Origin of the sequence: Paucibacter hankyongi (assembly GCF_037482915.1) — a bacterium.
GTDB classification, from domain to species: Bacteria; Pseudomonadota; Gammaproteobacteria; order Burkholderiales; family Burkholderiaceae_C; genus Paucibacter_A; species Paucibacter_A hankyongi.
In genome coordinates this window covers 39,642-60,090 of record NZ_JBBHJX010000017.1, presented here as the reverse complement: position 1 = coordinate 60,090, position 20,449 = coordinate 39,642, and the positions used below count along the sequence as shown (strand labels likewise).

The following is a 20,449-nucleotide window of genomic DNA, read 5'->3' as shown; positions in this document are numbered from 1 at the left end:
ATTTCGGCAACAGGCCTCACATTGTTTTGGCCATCGGTGGGTTTGCTGATCAGGCTGGGCATTGGGTTGGCAAAAATCGTCAAGGATTGCCCATGGGCTCCGCCGCCCAGCATCAGTAGTACCAGCAGCACGGCCCGAGACATCGGATCATTCGACCATAACCGCGCTAAGGGGCGCAAGCCTCTGGCCTCGACAACTGACCTCGAACAAGGTTGCGTTCCTGCACAGGGCGCTTGCAAGCGGCCTCCGCAATCAGACGCAGCCCACTCAGGGTCAGCCAATCATCAAACACAAGGCAACGAGTTTGGGTGTTAGGGCTTGATCAAAACGGCCACTAACACCGTGGTCCGGCGGCACAGGATTTGGCTACGACGATTGCGCCCGTGCGGTGGCGGCAATTGAGCTGCTTTGCCTAGCCCAGGCCAACTCCTCGCGCAGCGCTTTGATGACGGCCTGCACCTTGGGCAATTGGCGCTGGCGGCGGTGGCAGACCAGATACATCGTGCCCACAGCATCAGGGCCAAGATCCAGCCCCAGGTCGACCAAGCCGTCGAGCTGCGAATAGCGATGTCGAACGTCCGCCATCAGTAGCGCGCCCACGCCGGCCAGACAGGCCGCATGCAAGACGTTGTAGTCGTCCGAGCTGAAGCAGGGCTTGAAGCCGGGAATGGCGTCGACCAAGGCCTGATGCATGCGGAAACCCTCAAACGGAGCTGCCCAGCTGATCCAGCGCAAGTCGGCCAGGCCGCAAGGCAGCTTCAAGGTATCGGCGTAGTCGGCGGCGGCAAACACCCGCACGGGCCCAGAAATCTGGTCCAGGCATATCAGCTCGGGGTCGGCGGGCGCCATCACGCGCATGGCCAGGTCCGCCTCGCCGCGCGCCAGATTAAGCACGTTTTCAACCGCCAGGACTTCCAACTGCAGCTCCGGATATTCGCGCTGCAGGCGCGCGGCAAAGGGGGCCAGAAAGCTTTGAGCCAGCCCGGGCGGAGCGGTGATGCGCACCTTGCCTGCAGGTCTGTCGACCGGGGCGCTCAGGCTCAAGCTTGCCTCGGTCGCCCATTCGGCCATGCGCTGGGCCGAAGGCAGCAGGCGTTGGCCCAGCTCAGTCAGGCGCACACCCTGCGCGCCGCGCAGAAACAGCGGCTCACCCAAGGCGGCTTCCAGGTCAGCCATACGCCGGCTCAAAGTGGCCTGCCCCAGACCGACAGCCCGCGCTGCCGCACTCAGGCTGCCGGCCTCATACACGGCCAAGAACAATCGCAAATCTTCCCAGCTCGGCTGCATCTGAAATTCCTCTACTCCGCTCGATCGCCCTATCTGAATATGGATGGATCTATCGATTCAAGGCGGATTTACCGGCAGTATATGAATGGCTACGATGAGCTCACTGTCCTCCTCCGCCCCACCATGCCCAGTAACTCTTTCTCCAAATCCTGTTCTGCAGCGCAAGCGCTGCTGCGCCCTTTGACTTCGAGTTTGGCTCTTTGCTTGGCTCTTGCGCTGCAGGCTTGCAGCCTGAGTTCCCACAAGCCCGAGTCGGCAGCGCCGCTGGGGCAGAGAGCCGATCTGGCCCAGTTGGAAGCCTTGATGGATCAGCCCGGCCCCTTGACGCTGCAAAGCATCAACAGTGCCGACTGGCAAGTGCCGCTCAGCGGCTTGCTCAATCTGAAGTCGGCGGCCGCGCAAGCTGCGCAATTGCAAGACCGGTCGGAGGCAATTCAAATTTACGCCCATGTCTTGCAGCATCCCAGCCAGGGCAGCTTTCTTGTCGACACCGGCGTTTCGAGCCGGCTGCTGGCCGACCCGTCCAGCTATGGCGTCAACTGGATGATCCGCCAATTCATGCCGCTGGACAAAATCGAAATCAAGCAGTCGACCGAGCAAATCGTGCAGCAATTGCCCGGCTCTTTGAGGGGCGTGTTCCTGACCCATATGCATATCGACCATATCGCCGGCATGCCCGCCATTCCAGCCAGCGTCCCGGTCTACGTAGGCAAGGGCGAATCCAGCCACAGCTCGTTCCAGAACATGTTTGTGCGCGGCGCCAGCGATGGTTTGATGCCGACCAAAATAAGCTTGCGCGAATGGGAATTCACGGCGCCGACCGGCGTCGCGGCGGCCTCGCTGAGCAGCGTGGTCGATGTGTTCGGCGACGGCTCGCTGTTTGCCCTCCATGTGCCCGGTCACACACCTGGCAGTACCGCATATCTGGCCCGCACTGTGGATGGCCCGGTGCTACTGGTCGGCGACACCTCGCACACCGAATGGGGCTGGCAGCATGGCGTTGAACCTGGCAGTTATACCGGCGATCAAACGCTCAATCTTCAAAGCCTGCAGTCGCTGAAAGCCCTGGCAGCCCGCCACCCAAAGCTGAAAATTCGACTCGGGCACCAGGCCCATCTTTGAGACCGATGCGGCCACAACGCTGGCCTGCCAGCAAGGCTTGGCAATCCAGGCCGCGACCTTTCCAGCGAAACCGCACCTCGCCAGCTATCACCGATGGCCCTGAAATCCGAGAAATACTGAAGCACCTTGGCGCTGATCCTGAAACCTTGCGCATCGCGCAGCTACGGTGCCGCGCCCAAGCGAGTGCATTGAAACTAGGACATTCGTCCGATGGCGCAAAACGCCTTGAGCTGAGAAAGTCCTGGCCACTTCGCTCCGTACTCACCTTGCCCATGAACCTCCTCTCGCTGAAGACCAGCGCCTTGGGGACCACGCTGGCAAAGCCAGCGGTTGTGCCGGCCGGGTAGGGCGACATCGCCAGCACGGTACCCCCGCGCTTGAAGAAGGCCGCTCGTCGGCGTTCTGGTTGTTGTCGAAGCGGATCAACAAGGCCTGCAACTCGCTGCGGTTCTTGCGGATGAGGTTGAGGTTGAGGTTTCCGCGGTTCTTGGCCTCGTTATTGCTGAAGGCCACATCGCGCACGCTTTGCGAGGCGATCAAGGCGGCCTTGATCAGGTCGTTCGACTGCGCGGCCTTGGGGTAGCGCTCAAGCTCCAACTCGACGGCCCCGGCTTTCATCTGCCGCAAGCTCGCATCGGCCTCCCACCAAAGCCCAGCCAGGGCCAGGATGATGATGCCAAAACCCGCCAGCAACTTGCTGCGGATGCTCAAGTTGCGATGCCAGTTGGAGTTCATGCCGGCCCTCATGGTCAAGTGCCTGCTTTTACCCAAATTTGTGCAGCTTGCCAGCCTTGTTTCCCATTCCCCGCAAGCGATTCGAAACGGGTAGCATTTGGACGCTGCCTAATTGGAACTCCATGAATCCAGCTCGCATCCTCTTGGTTGAAGACGAGGCCGTCGTCGCGCTGGAACTGGCGATGCGCCTGAAGAGCTATGGCTATGTGATCGTTGACACCGTCATCACCGGCGAGCAGGCGCTGCTGGCCGCAGTCGCGCAAGTGCCTGAACTGGTGCTGATGGACAACATGATTCAAGGCAGATCGACGGCATCGAGACCGCCCGCCAGTTGCAGTTGCGCCGAAGGGTCCCGGGGCTGTTTATGAGCGCTAACAGCGACACGGCGACGGTGGAGCGGGCGCGCTTTGAGCTGCGCTGGTTGCAGAGCGGCGGCGCGCCGGTCTGGCTGCAGCTTGATCTGGCCAGTCTGGTCTTGCCCGGCGGCGACTGTTGGATGGTCCATTGGCAAGACATTGACATACACAAGCAGGCCGAGTTGGCCTTGGTGCGCATGGCCCATTTCCATTCGCAGACCGGCCTGATCAATCGCGCCTGGTTGTTGGAGTTGGGTGCGCTGGCGTGCGCCGAGTCTGCGCTTCCGCCAGCCAAGCTGGAGCTGACGGAAAGCTACCTGATGACCGATCCGGACGGCTGTTCCGAGGCCCTGCATGAACTGCGTGCTTTGGACGTTAGCATCAGTGTCGATGACTTTGGCGCCGGCTACTCTAGCTTTGCCTACGTGAAACCGCATCGGGCGCCGCCCGCCGAGTTGCGGCCCATTTTGATGGGGCCGTTGGCGGCGGTCGGCACTGAACAGAACTGAGGATTGACGCGATGACGAGCCAGTTTGACGCATCCCCCTTGTTCGGCGACGAATCCGTCAGCAGTCTGATCCAGCCTGACGCTGTAAAGGAATCGCGCCAGGCCGGTTGGCGCATCTTGGTTGTGGACGATGATGCCGAAGTGCACCGCGCGACCGAGTTCGCTTTGCGAAAGGTCGAGATTCTCGGCCGCCCCCTTGAGTTGATCCACTGCTCTTCGGCTGCCGAGACGCGCGGGCTTTTGGCACAGGACCGGGACTTCGCGGTGGCCTTGCTCGACGTGGTCATGGAGCATGAAAGCTCAGGTCTTGAGCTGGTGACCTTTATCCGCGAGACCTGCGGCATGGACGTGTGCCGCATCATCTTGCGCACCGGCCAGCCGGGCTACGCGCCTGAGCTGGATGTCTTCAACGCTTACGACATCAACGACTACCGCACCAAGGCCGAATTCGGCCACGCACGGCTGGTCACCAGTTTGTCGGTGGCACTGCGTGCTTACGCGCAGATCAGGCGATGCATGGAGGCCGAAGCGCAGGCCCGCCAAAGCGAGTGGGAGCTCCTACAACTGAACGCCGAATTGGAGGCGCGTGTCAGCCGGCGCACCGCGGAGCTGGCGCAGGCGCGTGACGCCGCCCGAAGTGCGACCCAAGCCAAGAGCGAATTTTTGGCCAATATGAGTCATGAAATTCGCACACCGATGAATGCCATCGTTGGCATGACCGAGTTAACGCTGCGCAACACCGCGCCCAGTGCCAAGCAGCAACGCTACCTCGGCAACGTCAAGCTCGCTGCTGACGCCTTGCTGAACATCGTCAATGACATCCTTGATTTCTCCAAGATAGAAGCTGGTCAGATGCGGCTGGAATGCACCGAGTTTTCCTTGCAGCAGATGTTTGACCGGGTCGCCGCCGTGATTGGACTGAAGGCGCAAGAAAAGGGCTTGGAGCTTTTATTCAACACCCATCCGACAGTGCCTCATCGGTTGCTCGGTGACCCGCTACGACTGTCTCAGGTCTTGATCAATTTGTGCGGCAATGCGGTCAAGTTCAGTGATAACGGCGAGATCGTAGTGCTGACAGTGTCGGCCGAGCAACTGTCTGACGAGCATGTGACATTGCGCTTCGCCGTGCGCGACACCGGCATTGGTATGAGCGCGCAGCAGGTGGCCAGTTTGTTCAAACCCTTTCAGCAGGCCGACAGTTCGATAACGCGCAAATTCGGCGGCACCGGCTTGGGCCTGGCCATTAGTAAGCAGCTGGTAGAGATGATGGGCGGCAGCATCGGCGTCAAGAGCCGCATCGGCAGCGGCAGCGAGTTTGCGTTCACGCTGCGCTTCGGCCTGGTTGAGGATGCCTTGGCCAAGCCGGTGCCCGATGAAGGGCTGCGCAATCTGCGCAATTGGCGGCTGCTGGTCATCGACGACAGCGCCAATTCTCGCGAGATTTTGCAAGGCCTGCTAACTACCATGGGCTATCGGCCGACGCTCGCCAGCAGCGCCCTCGGCGGCATTGCCGCCTTGCAAAGCGCCCAGGCAGCGGGTGAACCCTTTGATCTGGTATTGCTGGACTGGCGCATGCCCGAGATCGATGGCCTGCAGGCGGCCGAACGGATACTGGCGCAGGGTTTGCTGAAGCCAGCACAGATCATCTTGGTAACAGCTTATGACGCCAATGCCTTGCTACCTGCGGCGCAGGCGCTGAACTTGGCCGGCTGTTTGGCCAAGCCGGTTTCCGAAGCGAGTTTGGCCGCTGCGCTGGATGCTGCATTTGGGACGGAATCGGGCGTTCAAGGCGATCGCGAGACCCATCGCCCCGGCGGACTCGACCCGCTCAATGACTCGGTTCTGGCGCGCATCAAGGGACAGCGGGTTTTGCTGGTCGAAGACAATGACATGAACCAGGAATTGGCGTGCGCCTTGCTGCAAGACCTCGGTGGCATGCAGGTGCAGATTGCCCATAACGGCCAGGAGGCGCTCGACCTGCTGCGTGCGCAGAGCTTTGATGTGGTCTTGATGGATGTGCAGATGCCGGTCATGGACGGGCTGCAGGCGACGCAGGCGATACGCAAAGACCCGGCGCTGGCTGGACTGCCCGTCATCGCTATGACGGCCCAGGCGATGAGCGATGATCGCTCCCGCTGCACGGCCGCCGGCATGAACGACTACATCAGCAAACCAGTGGCTTCACGGGAGCTGTTTGCGACCTTGGCCAAATGGCTGCCGGAGCCTGAAGGGGACTCTGCCGGCATGACAACGTCGCCCAGCTTGGCGGTGCTGGACCTGGACAAGGCCTTGCTGCATTGCCAAGGCCTTGGCGACTTGCGCGACAAATTTTTGCGCAAATTTCTGGCCACCCGCCTGCACGATGGCGTCGAGATCCGGGCTGCCATGGCTGCCGACCAACGCAGCACCGCCGCCCGGATCGCCCACACCGCCATCTCCACTGCCGCCATCATCGGGGCGGACGGTTTGTCGCAGGCGGCGCGTGAGTTGGAGGATCGATTGCAGCAAGAGGATGCCAGCGACTGGCCGGCCTTCCTGCAAGTGTTCGAACAGCAACTCACGGCGCTTGAGCGGGCGCTGCGGGCGGCAATCGGCGAGGCTTAAGTTTGCTGAGCTTCAGGGCTGGATCTGAGCGGTGCCAAGGCCTCGGCCAGCAGCGCCTGATCGACCGGCTTGGCCAGCAGCTTCAATTGCTCGGGCAGGCCGCCCAGGCGGGCTAGGTTCTCGCGGGTCTGGCTCGACACCGCAATGATCAAGGGTGGGGCCGCCATTGCTTGCAGTTCCCGGACCATCTCGATGCCGTTCATATGCGGCATCACCATATCGGTGATCACCACGTCGGGCGCGCTGCGCCCCACCGCCAGCAGGGCCTGAAAGCCATTTTCGGCCAGCAAGACATGGGCTTTGGGCAAGAGCATGCGTACCTGCATCTCCAGCAACTCACGGGCTATGTCATCGTCATCGACCAGCAGCAAGGTCAAGGTTTTTGCGGCAGGCGCAGAGGCGAGGGTAGGTAGTGACTCGGGCTCGCTGCCAGGCCCCACTGAGCCCGGTTTAGTCAGCAGTAGCTCGACGCTGGCGGCGTCAATCCGACGGTGTCCGCCCAGGGTCTTCCAGGCCTTCAAGTGACCCGCATCGACCCAGCGCTGCACGCTGGCCGGAGAAATCCCCAGGCGCTTGGCGGCATCGGCGGTGGTGTAGGACGTGGGGCGCGCGCTCATGTCTAAACGGTCAAAACGATCTAAGTGGTCAAAAGTTTAGCTTGTTGTGCGAATTTTGCTCGATAAATATTCACTATTGGCGCGATTTGATTGATTTAAATTTATTGGCGGATTTGAGTGATTTGACTTGAATGAATGATTTGATTGATTTAGTCTTGCTTCACCTGCCGCCCAGACTCTCAAAAAGCCGAAGCAGCAGACACAAAGTCAGTCCCGGCCCTTCCTCATTCAGCCGCCACGGCGGTGCCTACAGACCTTGGAGAACATCATGAGCAACACATTGAGCAATCTGAAGATCGGTACCCGTCTGACCCTGGGCTTCGGCCTCATGGGCGCCTTGATCGCGGCGGTGGCTACCGCTGGTTTTTACGCCAACAATCGCACCGAGAGCGCAATCCACAAGATCGTTGAGGACAATATGCGCGGCTTGAGTTTGGTCAATGACATGTCGGAATCGGTGCACATCGTTTCCCGCGTGACCCGCTCGATGGTTCTCTTGGACGACAAGTCGCTGATTGAGGGCGAGGCCCAAAAAATCGACGCGGCACGCGCCAAGTACGCGCAAGCCAGCGCCGAGATGGAAAAGATGGAAGCCAGCGCCGATGAGAAAGCCCTGCAGGCCAAGGTGCGCGAGGCTGCTGCAGTGGCCCGGCCCCTGAATACGCAGGTGATTGAATTGGCCCGCGCAGACCAGGACGACAAAGCTCGCGACTTGCTGCTCGGCAAGGCCAGCCCGGCCACCAAGATTTGGCAAGACCGCATGGACGACTTGTTGGCCTTCCAAGAGAAGGAGACTGCACAAGATGCCAATGCCGCTTTCGCGCTGGCCACGCTGATGGACCGCGTGATGCTGGGCGCGACGGTGATCGCTCTGTCCTTGGGAGGCCTGCTCGGCTGGCTGATTACCCGCAGCATCGTGCGCCCCATCATGCGCGCTGTGCAGGTGGCGCAGACGGTGGCCGCAGGGGACCTCAGCAGTGTGATTGAAGTGCAGGGCCGCGACGAAGTTGCCCAGTTGCTGCAAGCCTTGGAGGACATGAACATCAGCTTATTGAATGTAGTGTCCGAGGTGCGTGACGGCTCGGAATCGATCGCGACGGCCTCGGCGCAAATCGCCAGTGGCAACCATGACTTGTCACAGCGCACCGAAGAGCAGGCCGCCAACTTGGAGGAAACTGCCGCGTCCATGGAGGAGTTGACCGCCACAGTGCGCAATAACGCCGACACCGCTGCCCAAGCGAGCCGGGTTGCCATTGCTGCTACGGAGGTCGCCCAGCAGGGTGGCCTGGTGATCGGCAATGTGGTGCGCACCATGGACGAGATCAACACCAGCTCCAAGAAGATTGTCGACATCATCGGGGTGATGGACGCGATCTCTTTCCAAACTAACATCCTGGCGCTCAATGCCGCCGTCGAAGCAGCAAGGGCCGGCGAGCAGGGCCGTGGCTTTGCGGTGGTGGCCGGCGAGGTGCGTGCTTTGGCTCAACGCTCGGCCGCTTCGGCCAAAGAGATCAAGCAGTTGATCGCAAGCAGTGTCGAGAAGGTCGACGTTGGCACCCAACTGGTGGCCTCCGCCGGCAGCACCATGACCGAGATCGTCATGCAAGTGAGTCGCGTCAATGACTTGATCGCCGAGATCAGCGCCGCGACGGTGGAGCAAACCAGCGGCATCAGCCAGATCAATGAGGCGGTCGTCCAACTCGATCAGGTGACGCAGCAGAATGCCGCGCTTGTGGAAGAGTCGGCCGCTGCCGCCGAGAGCATGAGCCAGCAAGCGAGCAGTTTGGTCAAGACAGTCGGGGTCTTCAAGCTGCCTGAGGATGCTGTCAATGTGCGCTACATCCCCGAGTTGCCGGCCAGCTACCGCACCGGTAGCCCCGCTCAGCTGGCTCGCCAGACCTTGGTTAAGGCTGCGCAGAGTGCCACCAAGGCACGCCTGCCAGTGACAGCCCGCAGCAAGGTCGCCACAAGCGAAGGCGTCAGCTGCTCTGAAGGTTGGTCGACGGTTTGAGCGCATTCCAACGTGCTCAACTTGCACCGGAGCCGATCATGAACGCCCGCAACTTCAGCAACTTCAGCAGCCTGCAGATCCAGCTTGCTGCCAGCTGCGATGAACGATCTGCCGACAACGTTCCCGGTGAAGTCGTGGGCGAGCCAGCGCTGAGGCTGGCCGCCGACCCCAGCTGGAACGTTTTGGTGATGGAGCCCAATGTGGCATCCCAATGTGCGCTGAGTCGGGCCTTGCAAGGCAGCAATTTGTTGGGTCGGCCCCTTCGTTTGACGATGACTTCATCGGCTCAGCAAGTGATGGAGGCGCTGGAGCAGGGGGGAGAGTTTCAGCTCATCATGCTGCCAGTGGTGTTCGACGGCATTCACACCGGCCCTGTTTTGGTTGAATATGTTCGCGAAATCTGCCAACGCCGAGAAGTTCGCATCTTGCTGAGTACGCCGCAGCCCTATGGCTCGGCGCATGCAACACCGGGCCAGGGTTTCCTCAGCCGTTTTGACGTCAGCGGCTTGCGGTGCAGCAGTGACTTCAACCCGATATCACTGTTGAACGATATCGAGCCCGCCTTGCAGGCCTATGAACAGCTGATCACGATCAAAGAATGCCGGCGCGGCCTCAATCGGGTGGTTCATGCCATGGTGGATCTGATGGGAAGGCGTGGTTTGAGCAACTTCTCATCGGCGCTGCTGACGCAACTCGCCGCCTTGTTACGCCTGCCTGCCGATGGCATCGTGTGCATCCAAGCGGGAGCCGAGCAAAGTGGCCGCACAGACGCTCAAGACGTTCGCGTGATCGCGGCTGCAGGGCGCTTGTCCGAATGCATTGACCACCCCTTGAACCGTCTGCCCGATGTTCGCATCAAGGCCTTGATTGACCGGGCCTTGCGCGAACAGCAGCACATCTTCCTCGGCGATGCCACCGTGCTCCATCTGCGCAGCGATAAACATGCCATCGCCGTCTACTTGCGCTCGGCAACCTCGCTGCAAAACCTTGATTTGCAATTGATCGAGGTCTTCTGTGTCAATATTTCCTCCTGCTTTGACAATCTTCAGTTGATCGAAGAGCTGAACTATTTGGCCTATCACGACCCCTTGACCCACCTTGGAAATCGGGTGCATTTGCTGCAGGCGATCAAGAGCGCAGCCAAGTCTGAGCAAGGCATGGCCTTGACCTTGCTCGACATCCGCCGCTTTGCCGACGTCAACAATGCTTGGGGCCACGATATCGGTAACGAACTGCTGATTGCCATTGCCGAGCGGCTGCGTGGCAGTTTGCCGACTGCTTGCAGCTTGGCCAGACTCAGCGGCGATGTGTTCGGCATCGTCGGACCCAGAGACGCAGTTCACCCGTCCAAATTGCGGCAACTGTTCGACGAGGTGTTAGACATAGCGCAGCACCCTTTGAGCGTTGCCTTCGCTTGCTCCTTTGATGAGCTGAAGCATGCCAATGAGGATGCGGCCGATGTGCTCAGCCATGCCAATGTGGCGTTGGCGGCGGCCAAGGTGGCGACGCACTGCAGTCACATCAGCTATCGCCCTTCGATGGATGTGGAGTCACGCACGCGTTTAGAACTGGCGCGCCGCCTGCGAGTCGATTTCAAGGCCGGCAAGCTGGAGCTTTGGTATCAACCTCAGGTCTGCCTGCGCAGCGGTAAATTGCACGGCCTGGAAGCACTGTTACGCTGGCCCGATGGGCAGGGCAGCATGGTGGCAACACCCGATGTATTTGTGCCGCTGGCCGAGCAGTCCGGACTGATTGTTGACATCGGGCAATGGGCCTTGGAGCGGGCCTGCGCAGATTGGCGCAGCCTGCAAGACAGCCATGGACATCGAGGCGCTCCCACTCGCATAGGGGTCAACGTCAGCCTTGCACAATTCCGCAATGCTGACCTGGTGGCGCAATTGGACGCGGCCATTTTGGCGCAGCAGATGCCCGTCGGAGCACTGGAGTTGGAAATCACCGAGAGCCTTGCGATGGACGAGCCGCTGATGGTCAAACGCACCTTGAGTCAGGTACGCGCGCTCGGCGTGCGCGTTGCGATCGACGACTTTGGCACCGGCTATTCCTCGCTGTCGCAGCTGAGCGATTTGCCGGTCGACTGTTTGAAGGTGGATCGCAGCTTTGTGGCAAAAATTGGCCAAGACAACGGCAATGTATTTGCCGAAACCATTGTTCATCTAGGCCGCCGACTAGGTCTGGAGTTGGTCGCTGAAGGGGTTGAGACCGAAGCCCAGTGCGAGGCTTTGCGCGGGCTGGGCTGTCATTACGCCCAGGGCTGGCGTTATGCCAAGGCGCAGCCTTTGGCCGAGTTGCAGAGCTGGATAGAGGGCCGCAGCTATTCAGGTGCTTAGTTCTCCCGGCGGTTCCGCGCCGCAAATTTGTCGGTCGACAGCCTCGGAATGAACTGTAGGCAACCGAACCGCTGCCAGTGGCCCAAGTGAGCGTCAGCTAGATGGCGCTTACCGGAGGTTCCAGCGCCGTCGGCGACTGACAGCAGCCGCTGCACACCTGCCGGTCGCCAATGCGTTTCAGCTCCAGGCAGTCACCCCAAACCTACCCCTTGGCAACGATTCACCGGGCCCCAGGCAAAATCCGCATGATCGGGGTGAGTCTGGCGTCAGGCTTGCCCGGAAGCACACCTTGAAGAATGGAGCAGCATCTATGGCACTGACGAAGAAGGGCGAGTTCTGGTACGGGACGACGTCGGGCGACACGCAAGCCGAGTTGCGCAGCTATAGCGTTGCGAATCGCCATGAGGCCGTTCGGTTTGCCGCGTCCAAATGCGACTGCGGGTGCCGGACTTTCGCGCTGCAGACCGATGAAGAAGCCGGCGTGGCCATCCGCACCTGCACCGATTGCGGGCAGGAGCACCTGATGGGCGACAGCGCCGACCATCTTGAAGGGGCCGCGCCGGAGACGCACGAGTGCGTGTGCGAGAACGAGGTGTTCGAACTGATGTCCGGCGTCTCCGTGGTCGAGGGCACACACAAGGTGCGCTGGTACTACATCGCTTGTCACTGCGTGGAATGCAATCTGGTGGGGGTCTTCGCAGACTGGAAGTGTGAAGCGGGTGATGCGGCGGCCTTCCTCGCCAAGGTATGAGCGGCGGAACCCCGCAGAAATCAAGGAACTTGCCTAGAAGGCCCAACTGATCGCTACTCCCCGCTCCACACGCCATACTTCGCTCGGTGTAGTTGAATTTCTCTGTCGAGAGTTAGCGCCATTGCAATGCAAGGGGACCAAATCCAATGAAGATGCCACGGGAAGAGTTCCTTAAAGTGGTCATGGAGACGGCTGATTTGGACGTTTGGGAAAACGAACTCGTCAGCGGTAAGGTCACCCGAAAGGCCACCAAAGTCTATGCAGAACTCGGGTACACCGAGCAGGAGGCGGGCGACTGCATGGACAACATCTTTGCGATCATTCATCCGGAAGATGTCGACCGGATGAGAAATGCGCTCAATGACCATGCGGACGGAAAGACGGCCAAATACCAATGCGAATTCAGAATAAGAGCGAAGTCGGGCGCTTGGGTTTGGTACGCCAACAGCGGAAAAATCGTCAAACGAGCGGACCAACCGGAAGCCAAGCACTTGGTTGGCGTAACTTACAACATCCACGCACGGCGACAACAAGAGGAAGAACTGAAACGACTGAACCTCGAGCTGTCCGCCCAAAAGGAACAACTGGAACAACTGAACGCCAGCTTGCACCACATGGCAATGACAGATGCGTTGACCCAGCTTCCTAACCGCCGTCTTCTGATCGACCGCGTGAGCCAGGCTCTGCATAGCGCCAAGAGAAGCCAGCAAATCGGAGCACTGTTGTTTCTGGATGCTGACAATTTCAAGGCCGTCAATGACCAGTACGGGCATGAGGCGGGCGATATGCTATTGAAGGAAATCGCCACCCGTCTGCGGTCGGCGGTGAGAGAAGCCGACACGGTGGCGCGCATTTCGGGCGATGAATTTGTGGTGATGCTGGAAAACCTCGGCACAGACGCCATCGAAGCAGCCCAAAAAACCCGTGCTATTGCCGAGAAGATACTGGCCGCGCTGGCTTTGCCCTATGCGCTGGGTGAGGTTCGGTGCACAAACACGGTCAGCATCGGCGCGACCTTGATGAACCAAGGGCACCAAGGCTTCGACGACCTGTGCCCTTCTGCCGACGCAGCCATGTACGAGGCCAAAAAAGCGGGACGCAATACGTTCCACATGTTTGTGTCCTCCATAGAAAAAGGATTGTTTTGATCCTTAGGCATTCGCCCGCAGCAATGCCGAAGTCGGGTCGCCTTGTTCGGGCCAATGCAGGACTCATCGCCAGAAGTTCCAACCGCACTCGGGCCGTTTGTCGCCGGCGCCGTGAGTTGACGAGGTCGCCCGGAGCCCGCCAGCCTTAGCGCCCAACGGTTTCCACTGAGGTCGCCTCTGTTGACGTCTCGTCATGGCATGCGGCTAGGGGGAGAATCACGGTTTGGACTGCCCCTGGTCGGCGAGACAGCCTGTCCATTTCCACACTTGGTGCCATCAGACCACTCATGACCGACGCTCCTCAATACACGACCTTGCCGCAGTGGCCCAACGCTTATCCGGCCAGCGGCGCCAGCGCCACCTTGAAAGCCCTCAACGAGGATTTCATCGTGACCGAACTGCCGCTGCAGCTGCCTTCCGGGGCGGGCGAACATATCTGGTTGGACGTCGAAAAGAACGGGGCCAACACCGCCTTCGTCGCCCAGCAGCTGGCCGCGGCCGCTGGCGTGCAGGAATGGGACGTGGGCTATGCCGGCCTGAAGGACCGCTACGCCATCACCCGCCAGTGGTTCAGCATCTATTTTCCGAAGGGCGAGACGCCCGACCTGACCCAGCTTCAGCACCCGGAATTCAAGGTCCTGAGTCAGAGTCGCCACGTGAAAAAGCTGCGCCCCGGTGATCTGCAGGGCAACCGATTCCGCATCGTGCTGCGCGAGGTCGCCGGCGACCGCGAAGCCGTTGAAGCCAATTTGCAGGCCCTTGCGTCACACGGCGCCCCCAACTACTTCGGCGCGCAGCGTTTCGGCTTTGAGGGCGGCAACGTCGAGCAAGGCCGGGCCATGCTGGCGCGTGAGATCCGCGTGCGTAACCCGAAGAAGAAGGGCATCTACCTGTCGGCGGTGCGCTCCTTCGTCTTTAATGAAGTGCTGGCCCTGCGCATTCAGCAGGGACTCTGGGGCAAGACCCTGCCTGGTGACGTGCTGGACGAGGCAGGCCGGCCCACCGGACCGCTTTGGGGCCGGGGCCGGGTGATCACTACCGATCAAGCGCAGGCCCTGGAGAACGGTGTGGCTGAACGCAACGTCACCTTGTGCGACGGCATGGAACACGCCGGTCTTGATCAGGAGCGCCGCACCCTGGTGGCCAGCCCGGGGGAGATGTCATGGGAATGGCCGCAAGCCGATCAACTGGTGCTCACCTTCTCTTTGCCCGCCGGGAACTACGCCACGTCCGTTCTGAACGAAATCCTCCGCACCACGGAGCCTGAGCGGCACACCGGGAACAACGAGTCTGCGGCCGTCGAATGACGCTGCCTTCACCGCAACTCACCGTGGCTTGAAGGCGGTGGCCCAGTTCCTGGCACATCGTTTCCTGTCCGGTTGCTTTCCCCTCGGTGCCCGCCTTCGTCTGAGCTAACGAGGGAATTAACCGGGAATCCAAGGCCGTGTTGGCATTGGCGAGACAAAGAAAAAGGCCGCCCAACTGAACGTGGGCGGCCCGCAATGCGGAAGTCTGCGTCTAGGTGTCAGCCTTCAAGCTCACCCTTGCGTCTGCTTGGGTTGATGCTCGCAGCGGCCCATTCGCGCGCCTTTCTTGACCTGGTCCACAAACTCGTGGGGAAAGGCCGTTTCGACCGAGTTGCCATGTCGGCAGACAAAGGCCTTCTTCATGTCGACGTACCAGGTCAAGGGATAGCCCGGAATGCCGCCCACCAACTCGGTCCCGCGGCCGTTCAGCGAGGCCGGACCGTCCAGGCCAAAGCGATAGGCCTCGGCCACGCCTTGGGTGCGGAAGAAGTCGGTCAATTTGATCCAGCCCAGATCTTCCAGCCACAACATGCCGTGCATGCCGCTTTCCCAGAAGGTGCCTGCCCGAGCGATCATCACGCGGCCGTCGTCGCTGATGTCATTGGCCACCACCGGGATCGGCCCGAAGTCGCGCTCAATGGCTTCGGCGCCGCCCTCATAGCTGTCGCAACTCAGGCCGAAGTCCAAGAAGGGCAGGTCCTTGCACCACTGCAGCTTGCGGATCTTGGTGAAGGCGCCCGGATGGGTGCCCTTGTTGGCATTCCAGAACACCAGGCCATCGGCGCGCGAATGCAGCACCACGCGGCTGGCATCGGGCGTCATGGCATAACCGCCATCCACAGCGCCAATCGCCTTGAACAGGTCGATTGGACGACCTTCGTCGATCCAGGCCCAGGCTTGCTCCAGATTGCTGGTGCCCAGCACCACCCGGCCGTTGGCCGAGATGGCGTGCGCCCGGTACCAGGGTTGTTTGCTGGTGTCGACGCCGTCCAGGCTCAGCTGGCGCATGCCACCGGCCGCCGTCCAGATGAAGGGCACGATCTCGTTGCCCAGGAAGCCGCCGCTCTCGGACCAATTGCCTTCGCAGGCGCCGTCGCCATCACGGTCAATGAAGGCCGTGCCGACCGCCGTGCGTCCCTTGCCATCCAAGGCCCAGCCATAGCTGCTGGAGTAGCCAATTTGGCTGCCCCCAAAGCAGGTATTGCCATTGAGGCTGCGAAGGTCAACCACCCGTGCAGTGCGGGTGTCCCAGATGCCGGCCGAGTTGCTGGTGAGGGCCGCGCCGCTGAAGGGGTCAAAGCCCGCCACGACACCGTTCTGGTCGGTTTGCACGATCAATGAGCGGCCATCGCGTGTGATGCTGGCGTTGGTGCCCAACACGCCGGTCGGGGCCATCTCGACGCCCTTCTTGGCGTCCCAAACAAAGGGCTTGTTGTCGATGATGCCGGCCGCGCGCTCGCCGTCCTTGGACATGCTGCCCAGGAAGCCGTAGGTCACCGGGGTGTATTGCACGCCGTCTTTATAGCCGTTGAAGTAGAAGTTGGCCGTCTTGGTGACGCCGGCTTCGGCCGTGATGGCGCTGCGCGTGCAGGCCTTGTCCTTGGCCGCGTTGGACTGCTCATTCACGCTCCAGTACTCAGCCTCCGACACCAAGGCCGTGGGCGTGGTGGGGTAGCCGCCCGCCACGATCTCCTCGAGGTAGAGGACGTATTTTTGTCCCGGCGTCAGGTTGTTGATGCGAAAGCGCCCGTCGGGGCCAATCTTGCCCTGGGTCTTGTCGCCGGACATGGCGGAGATCGCGTCGCCCAAGGGGTCATTGACATTGCGCGCGATGATGTTGATGCCGCCATAAGGCGTCCGCCCGTCCTTCAGGTACAGGACGCCGGCGATGGCGCCGCGCGACTTGGCGTAGCTCGGCGTTGGATACAGATCGGAGATCGCTGCGATGTCATCCGGCCGGTCCACCGTGCTTTGCTCCAGCCCCGGGTTGTGTCCGTGCGCGTCCAGCGTGGTCGGGTTGATGAAGGGGAACATTGTCTCGATGTACTTGGGGTCGAGACGGTTCGCCGTCGGCTCCGGGTTGCGCCATGAGTGCACCGGCGCCACACAACCGGCAACGCCGGGGTACAGGTCCTGGCCATAGCCGGGCGAGCTGAAATAGCCCAGCTGACCATTGACCTGCGAATGCGACAAGTTGATCGCGTGGCCAAACTCATGGGTGAAGACACCGGCGATCCGTTTGCCGTCCAGGTCGGGCGGCGGCACACCGTTGTCCGGGTCGGCGGCCTCGTGCGAAACGATGTAGCCATTCATCACCGCGGTGGCCTTGACGATGGTCTCCGGGAAGCCATCGCCATCGCGGTCTTCGGCGATCTCGGCGAAAGCGATGCCCAGGACTTGGTCTTTCGGCGCGCCAAAGATTTCTTCAATCACCTGACCATGCTGGTCGTAGATGACGTACATACCGCCTTCGTTGTACTGACCGTAGACCCGCTGGGCCGTCTCGCCGTCCACCACGTCGATGCCGATGCTGGGCACCTCGCTGAACTTCTTGAACTGCTTGGGGTCGGTGACGGCCTTCCAGGTGGAGGTCTGCACGTCGCTCCACTGCTTCAGCGCAAAGGCGGTGATCTTGTCGGCCTGCGCGTTGCTCAGAAAGACCGAGCCATCGTCCTTGTAGGTGTACACGCCGATGTCGGTATAGACCTGAACCGGGCCCTTGCTGGTGTCCCAGCGCAGCGGCTGCGGATTGCGTGGGTGGTCGGTGGTCAGCAAGGGGCCGGCGGCTTGCGCCAGCGACAAGCCCGCCAACAGCGCGGCCGTCATAGAAAGTTTGATCGAGTTCATCAGCGCATCACTCCCTTTTCAATCCATTGCTCCTTGACCGCGCGTTTGACCAGATGGTTCAACACGCCGCTGTCCACCGCGCCCAACTGCTTGGACAGCATCTGGCTCTCCTTGTCGCTCAGCACGCTGGGGTCCACGCTCATGCCGCGAAACAGGTCTTGGTTGTTGAAGCTGTTGGACATCTGTGTGCCGCTGAGCGTGAACTTGCCCTGCGCCAAACCGACCGGCGTGCTCATGCCGCTGCGCGCGCTCGGCTTGTTCATGAAGGTGGTGACCTGCTCGCCGACCGCCCAGCTCGGCATGCCTTCCATCTTGGTGGCCAGCATGTAGCGGCCATCGGCCATGCGGCGGGTCTTCAGCAGGCCGTATTGGCGGAAGGTGTATTGGCTGTTGCTGAGCAAGTCACGCTTGACACTGCCCTTGACCTTCATCGTCACTTCGGTGAAAGGCAGGCCGTTGTCGATGCCGTCACTGACCTTGCTGACCTCGCCGGTGACGATGACGTCGGCGGCTTGAATCATCTGCTTCAGGTTTTGCGGCACCAGTTGCGAAGCCTGCGTGGGCAGTGTGAAGAGCCCTAGCAGGCCCAAGACACTCCATAGGGCGCTGCGCAAGGGCCTGCGCAGACTGGCGTGAGGGCCCGGACGGGCGGGCAAAGGACAAGGCGTGATTCGATTCATAGACCATGCTCGTGGCGGGTAAGCGAAAGGTGACGGGGGATGCCCCGCGAGCTTGCGGCGCGCTGCAACCCCGATCGCGACAACACCTTGGAGCGGCCCGCCGGATCGGCGGGCGCGCCCATCGCTTGTGGCGTCTGGACGCTCAAGCGGTGTATGAATTCAGCTTATCCAGCGCCCCCGAGACGGACCATCCCCCGCGGCGGGGGCACCCTGAATGAGGGTGGCACAAACCCGCAGGAACTCAGGACGACAGGCCGGGCAGGCCCAAGGTCCGGGCGCGGCTCACGGCATGCTTGCGCGAGCCCACTTCCAATTTGCCAAACAAGCGCTTCAGATGCGACTTGACGGTCTCGCCGCTGACGGCCAGCGCGATGGCGATTTCCTTGTTGGAGTAGCCGCGTGCCAGCAACTGCAGGACCTCCTGCTCCTTCGGGCTCAAGGCCCCGGCCACGGCGGGCGCTGCCGTGCTCGGCCGGGCATGCCCGGTCAACTGCGGGCGCCACAAACCCGCCTCGTCCAGGATCGGTTCGGCGCCGCCACCGCCGCCGTGGTCTTCTTCGCCCTCCAACTGCAAATGCGCCGCAGACCGCGCCATCTGCCGCAACAAGGCCTCGTCCTTCAGCTCCAGTGCAAGGCTTGCCGCTCGGTAGGCCTGCGCAAAATCACCGGCCGCGGCCCACTCTTCGGCCAGGCTAACAAAGAGCGCTGCAGGGGCTTTCCAGCCGGCAATGCGTTGCCCGGCCTCCAGGGTGGCCAGGGTGAAATGGAGGGCGCCCGAGGGTGCCGACATGCCTGCCGGTGGCGGCAGTCGGTGGCGCCGATGCATCTCTGCCATTGCGTCCAGCACGCCGACGTTCAAGGCGCTCAGGCTGTGCTGATCGATCAAGGCCTGGGCATCGGCAAGCGCCCGCAGCGCCGCATCGACCTGATCGGCCGCGGACAGCACGCGCGCCTGCAAAATCAAATTCAAGGCCAGGTTGTCGGTCGAGTTGAAGCCGCGGTACATCTGGATCGCATCGGCCAGCGGCGCGAGCGCTTCCACACCCCGACCCAGCGCCAACAAGGTCTGCGCCAATTCACCACAGGCATTCGCCTTGTTGATGCCAGAGGGCACCGGCGCCATCGAGACCAGCGCCTCGCAGAGCTGCTGCCGGCTGCGTTCCAACTGCCCGATCTCTCGCAGAAAGGCGCCAAGCCGGGTTTGGCTGGCGCCCAGCAAGGCCGGCCAGGCCGTGCGCCGCCCCACCGCAGCGGCCATGCCGTAGCAAGCTGCCGCGTTGTCGTATTCACCCAGGCCTTGCAAGGCCGCGCCGGCATTCATCGTGCACACCACGGCCAAGCGCAGCAGGCCATGGGCTTGCGCTTGCTCACTGGCCTGCAGAAAAGACGTGGCCGCTTGGGCCGGCTCTCGCCGGGACAGCACCAGGGCCTGGGCGGCGGTGTACAGCGTGTCGGTCACCGCCTGCGCCACCTCCTCGTCGGGCAACGGCGGTCGGCTCGGCAACTCGGGTTGCGAATAGGCCAGCTCCAGCACCAGCCAGGCCGCCGCGATGGCCGCGCGGCCGCCGTCGCCACCGGCTTGGTACTGCGCCTTGGCACGGCCATAGGCCTCCAACTCGCGCTCGCGCTGGCCGCAGGCCTTGGCCACTACCGACTCCGCCAGCAAGGCGTCGCCCTCAAGAACTTTGTCGCCGGCGCTGGGCAAGCAGGCGCGTGCCTCCAGCAAATACGCCTCGGCGGCATCGAGCTGGCTGTACAGCGCGGCAATCTCGCAGCGGGTCAGGGCGCTGCGAAAACGCAGGTCGAGCCAACGCTCCGCTGCTTGCTCCGAATCGCTCCAGGCCGATTCGGCCGCATCGAGCAAGCGCAGTGCCCGTGCGCAGTCGCGTTGCCGCAAATGCCAGGCCAGCTCGACCCCTAGCGGCCCCGCCTCGGCGTCAGCTAGCGCCTCGTGGCGGGCCTCCAACTGCAGGACAAAGGAGTTCGTGGCGTAGAGATCCATCGGGCAAATTGTAGGAGCGGCACACATGCCCGCAGCCGTTCGCGCGGGACTTCGGAATGGCACGCCGAAGCGCTGCTTGGGTCGGGCTAGCCGGTCAGCCCGACGGACAGGTGCTTCCCGGCCCAG

Annotated in this window: 15 protein-coding genes; 9 read left to right on the top strand and 6 right to left on the bottom strand. The window is 61.7% G+C overall.

Annotated features, from left to right (window positions below; translation table 11 throughout):
* Nucleotides 1–366 precede the first annotated feature (366 nt).
* A complete protein-coding gene (locus WG899_RS19175; RefSeq protein WP_339597266.1) occupies nt 367–1,287 on the bottom strand; it encodes a LysR family transcriptional regulator in 921 nt (306 codons plus the stop codon).
* A 123-nt stretch (nt 1,288–1,410) separates the two neighbouring features.
* Here WG899_RS19175 and WG899_RS19170 point away from each other — a divergent pair, with 123 nt between their 5' ends.
* Nucleotides 1,411–2,409: an MBL fold metallo-hydrolase gene (locus WG899_RS19170; protein WP_339597265.1), complete on the top strand. Its 999-nt coding sequence runs from the start codon at nt 1,411–1,413 to the stop codon at nt 2,407–2,409.
* A gap of 261 nt (nt 2,410–2,670) precedes the next feature.
* On the opposite strand, the gene WG899_RS19165 is transcribed toward WG899_RS19170, so the two are convergent.
* A complete protein-coding gene (locus tag WG899_RS19165) occupies nt 2,671–3,144 on the bottom strand; it encodes an MCP four helix bundle domain-containing protein (protein WP_339597264.1) in 474 nt (157 codons plus the stop codon).
* A 122-nt stretch (nt 3,145–3,266) separates the two neighbouring features.
* On the opposite strand from WG899_RS19165, the gene WG899_RS19160 reads away from it, so the two are divergent.
* Genes WG899_RS19160 through WG899_RS19150 form a run of 3 tightly spaced genes read left to right on the top strand, consistent with a single transcriptional unit; the run spans nt 3,267 to nt 6,612 of the window.
* Nucleotides 3,267–3,512 carry a response regulator gene (locus WG899_RS19160; protein WP_339597263.1) on the top strand — a complete coding sequence of 82 codons (246 nt, stop codon included), beginning with the start codon at nt 3,267–3,269 and terminating at the stop codon, nt 3,510–3,512.
* On the top strand, nt 3,509–4,009 hold the full coding sequence (locus WG899_RS19155; RefSeq protein ID WP_339597262.1) for an EAL domain-containing protein: 501 nt from the start codon (nt 3,509–3,511) through the stop codon (nt 4,007–4,009). The genes WG899_RS19160 and WG899_RS19155 overlap by 4 nt, the downstream gene beginning before the upstream one ends.
* Before the next feature lie 11 nt (nt 4,010–4,020).
* Complete coding sequence (locus WG899_RS19150) at nt 4,021–6,612, top strand: response regulator (RefSeq protein WP_339597261.1); 2,592 nt, start codon at nt 4,021–4,023, stop codon at nt 6,610–6,612.
* Here WG899_RS19150 and WG899_RS19145 read toward each other — a convergent pair.
* Nucleotides 6,609–7,229, bottom strand: coding sequence for a response regulator (locus WG899_RS19145; protein WP_339597260.1), 621 nt, complete (start codon nt 7,227–7,229; stop codon nt 6,609–6,611). The two genes, WG899_RS19150 and WG899_RS19145, sit on opposite strands and share 4 nt — an antisense overlap.
* A 268-nt stretch (nt 7,230–7,497) precedes the next feature.
* On the opposite strand from WG899_RS19145, the gene WG899_RS19140 reads away from it, so the two are divergent.
* The 5 genes from WG899_RS19140 to truD all read left to right on the top strand — a co-directional run bounded on the left by WG899_RS19140 (nt 7,498) and on the right by truD (nt 14,794).
* On the top strand, nt 7,498–9,240 hold the full coding sequence (locus WG899_RS19140; RefSeq protein ID WP_339597259.1) for a methyl-accepting chemotaxis protein: 1,743 nt from the start codon (nt 7,498–7,500) through the stop codon (nt 9,238–9,240).
* Nucleotides 9,241–9,278: 38 nt separating this feature from the next.
* A complete protein-coding gene (locus WG899_RS19135; protein ID WP_339597258.1) occupies nt 9,279–11,588 on the top strand; it encodes a putative bifunctional diguanylate cyclase/phosphodiesterase in 2,310 nt (769 codons plus the stop codon).
* A gap of 310 nt (nt 11,589–11,898) precedes the next feature.
* A complete protein-coding gene (locus WG899_RS19130) occupies nt 11,899–12,339 on the top strand; it encodes a hypothetical protein (protein ID WP_339597257.1) in 441 nt (146 codons plus the stop codon).
* Nucleotides 12,340–12,485: 146 nt separating this feature from the next.
* A complete protein-coding gene (locus WG899_RS19125; protein ID WP_339597256.1) occupies nt 12,486–13,487 on the top strand; it encodes a diguanylate cyclase domain-containing protein in 1,002 nt (333 codons plus the stop codon).
* A gap of 287 nt (nt 13,488–13,774) precedes the next feature.
* Nucleotides 13,775–14,794 carry a tRNA pseudouridine(13) synthase TruD gene (gene truD / locus WG899_RS19120; protein ID WP_339597255.1) on the top strand — a complete coding sequence of 340 codons (1,020 nt, stop codon included), beginning with the start codon at nt 13,775–13,777 and terminating at the stop codon, nt 14,792–14,794.
* A 231-nt stretch (nt 14,795–15,025) separates the two neighbouring features.
* On the opposite strand, the gene WG899_RS19115 is transcribed toward truD, so the two are convergent.
* The 3 genes from WG899_RS19115 to WG899_RS19105 form a co-directional block, all read right to left on the bottom strand.
* The gene (locus WG899_RS19115) at nt 15,026–17,641 is read right to left on the bottom strand and encodes a hypothetical protein (RefSeq protein ID WP_339597254.1); all 2,616 of its coding nucleotides are present in this window, start codon (nt 17,639–17,641) and stop codon (nt 15,026–15,028) included.
* On the bottom strand, nt 17,641–18,321 hold the full coding sequence (locus WG899_RS19110) for a hypothetical protein (protein WP_339597253.1): 681 nt from the start codon (nt 18,319–18,321) through the stop codon (nt 17,641–17,643). The genes WG899_RS19115 and WG899_RS19110 overlap by 1 nt, the downstream gene beginning before the upstream one ends.
* Nucleotides 18,322–18,562: 241 nt before the next feature.
* Nucleotides 18,563–20,323, bottom strand: coding sequence for a helix-turn-helix transcriptional regulator (locus tag WG899_RS19105; RefSeq protein WP_339597252.1), 1,761 nt, complete (start codon nt 20,321–20,323; stop codon nt 18,563–18,565).
* Nucleotides 20,324–20,449: the final 126 nt, after the last annotated feature.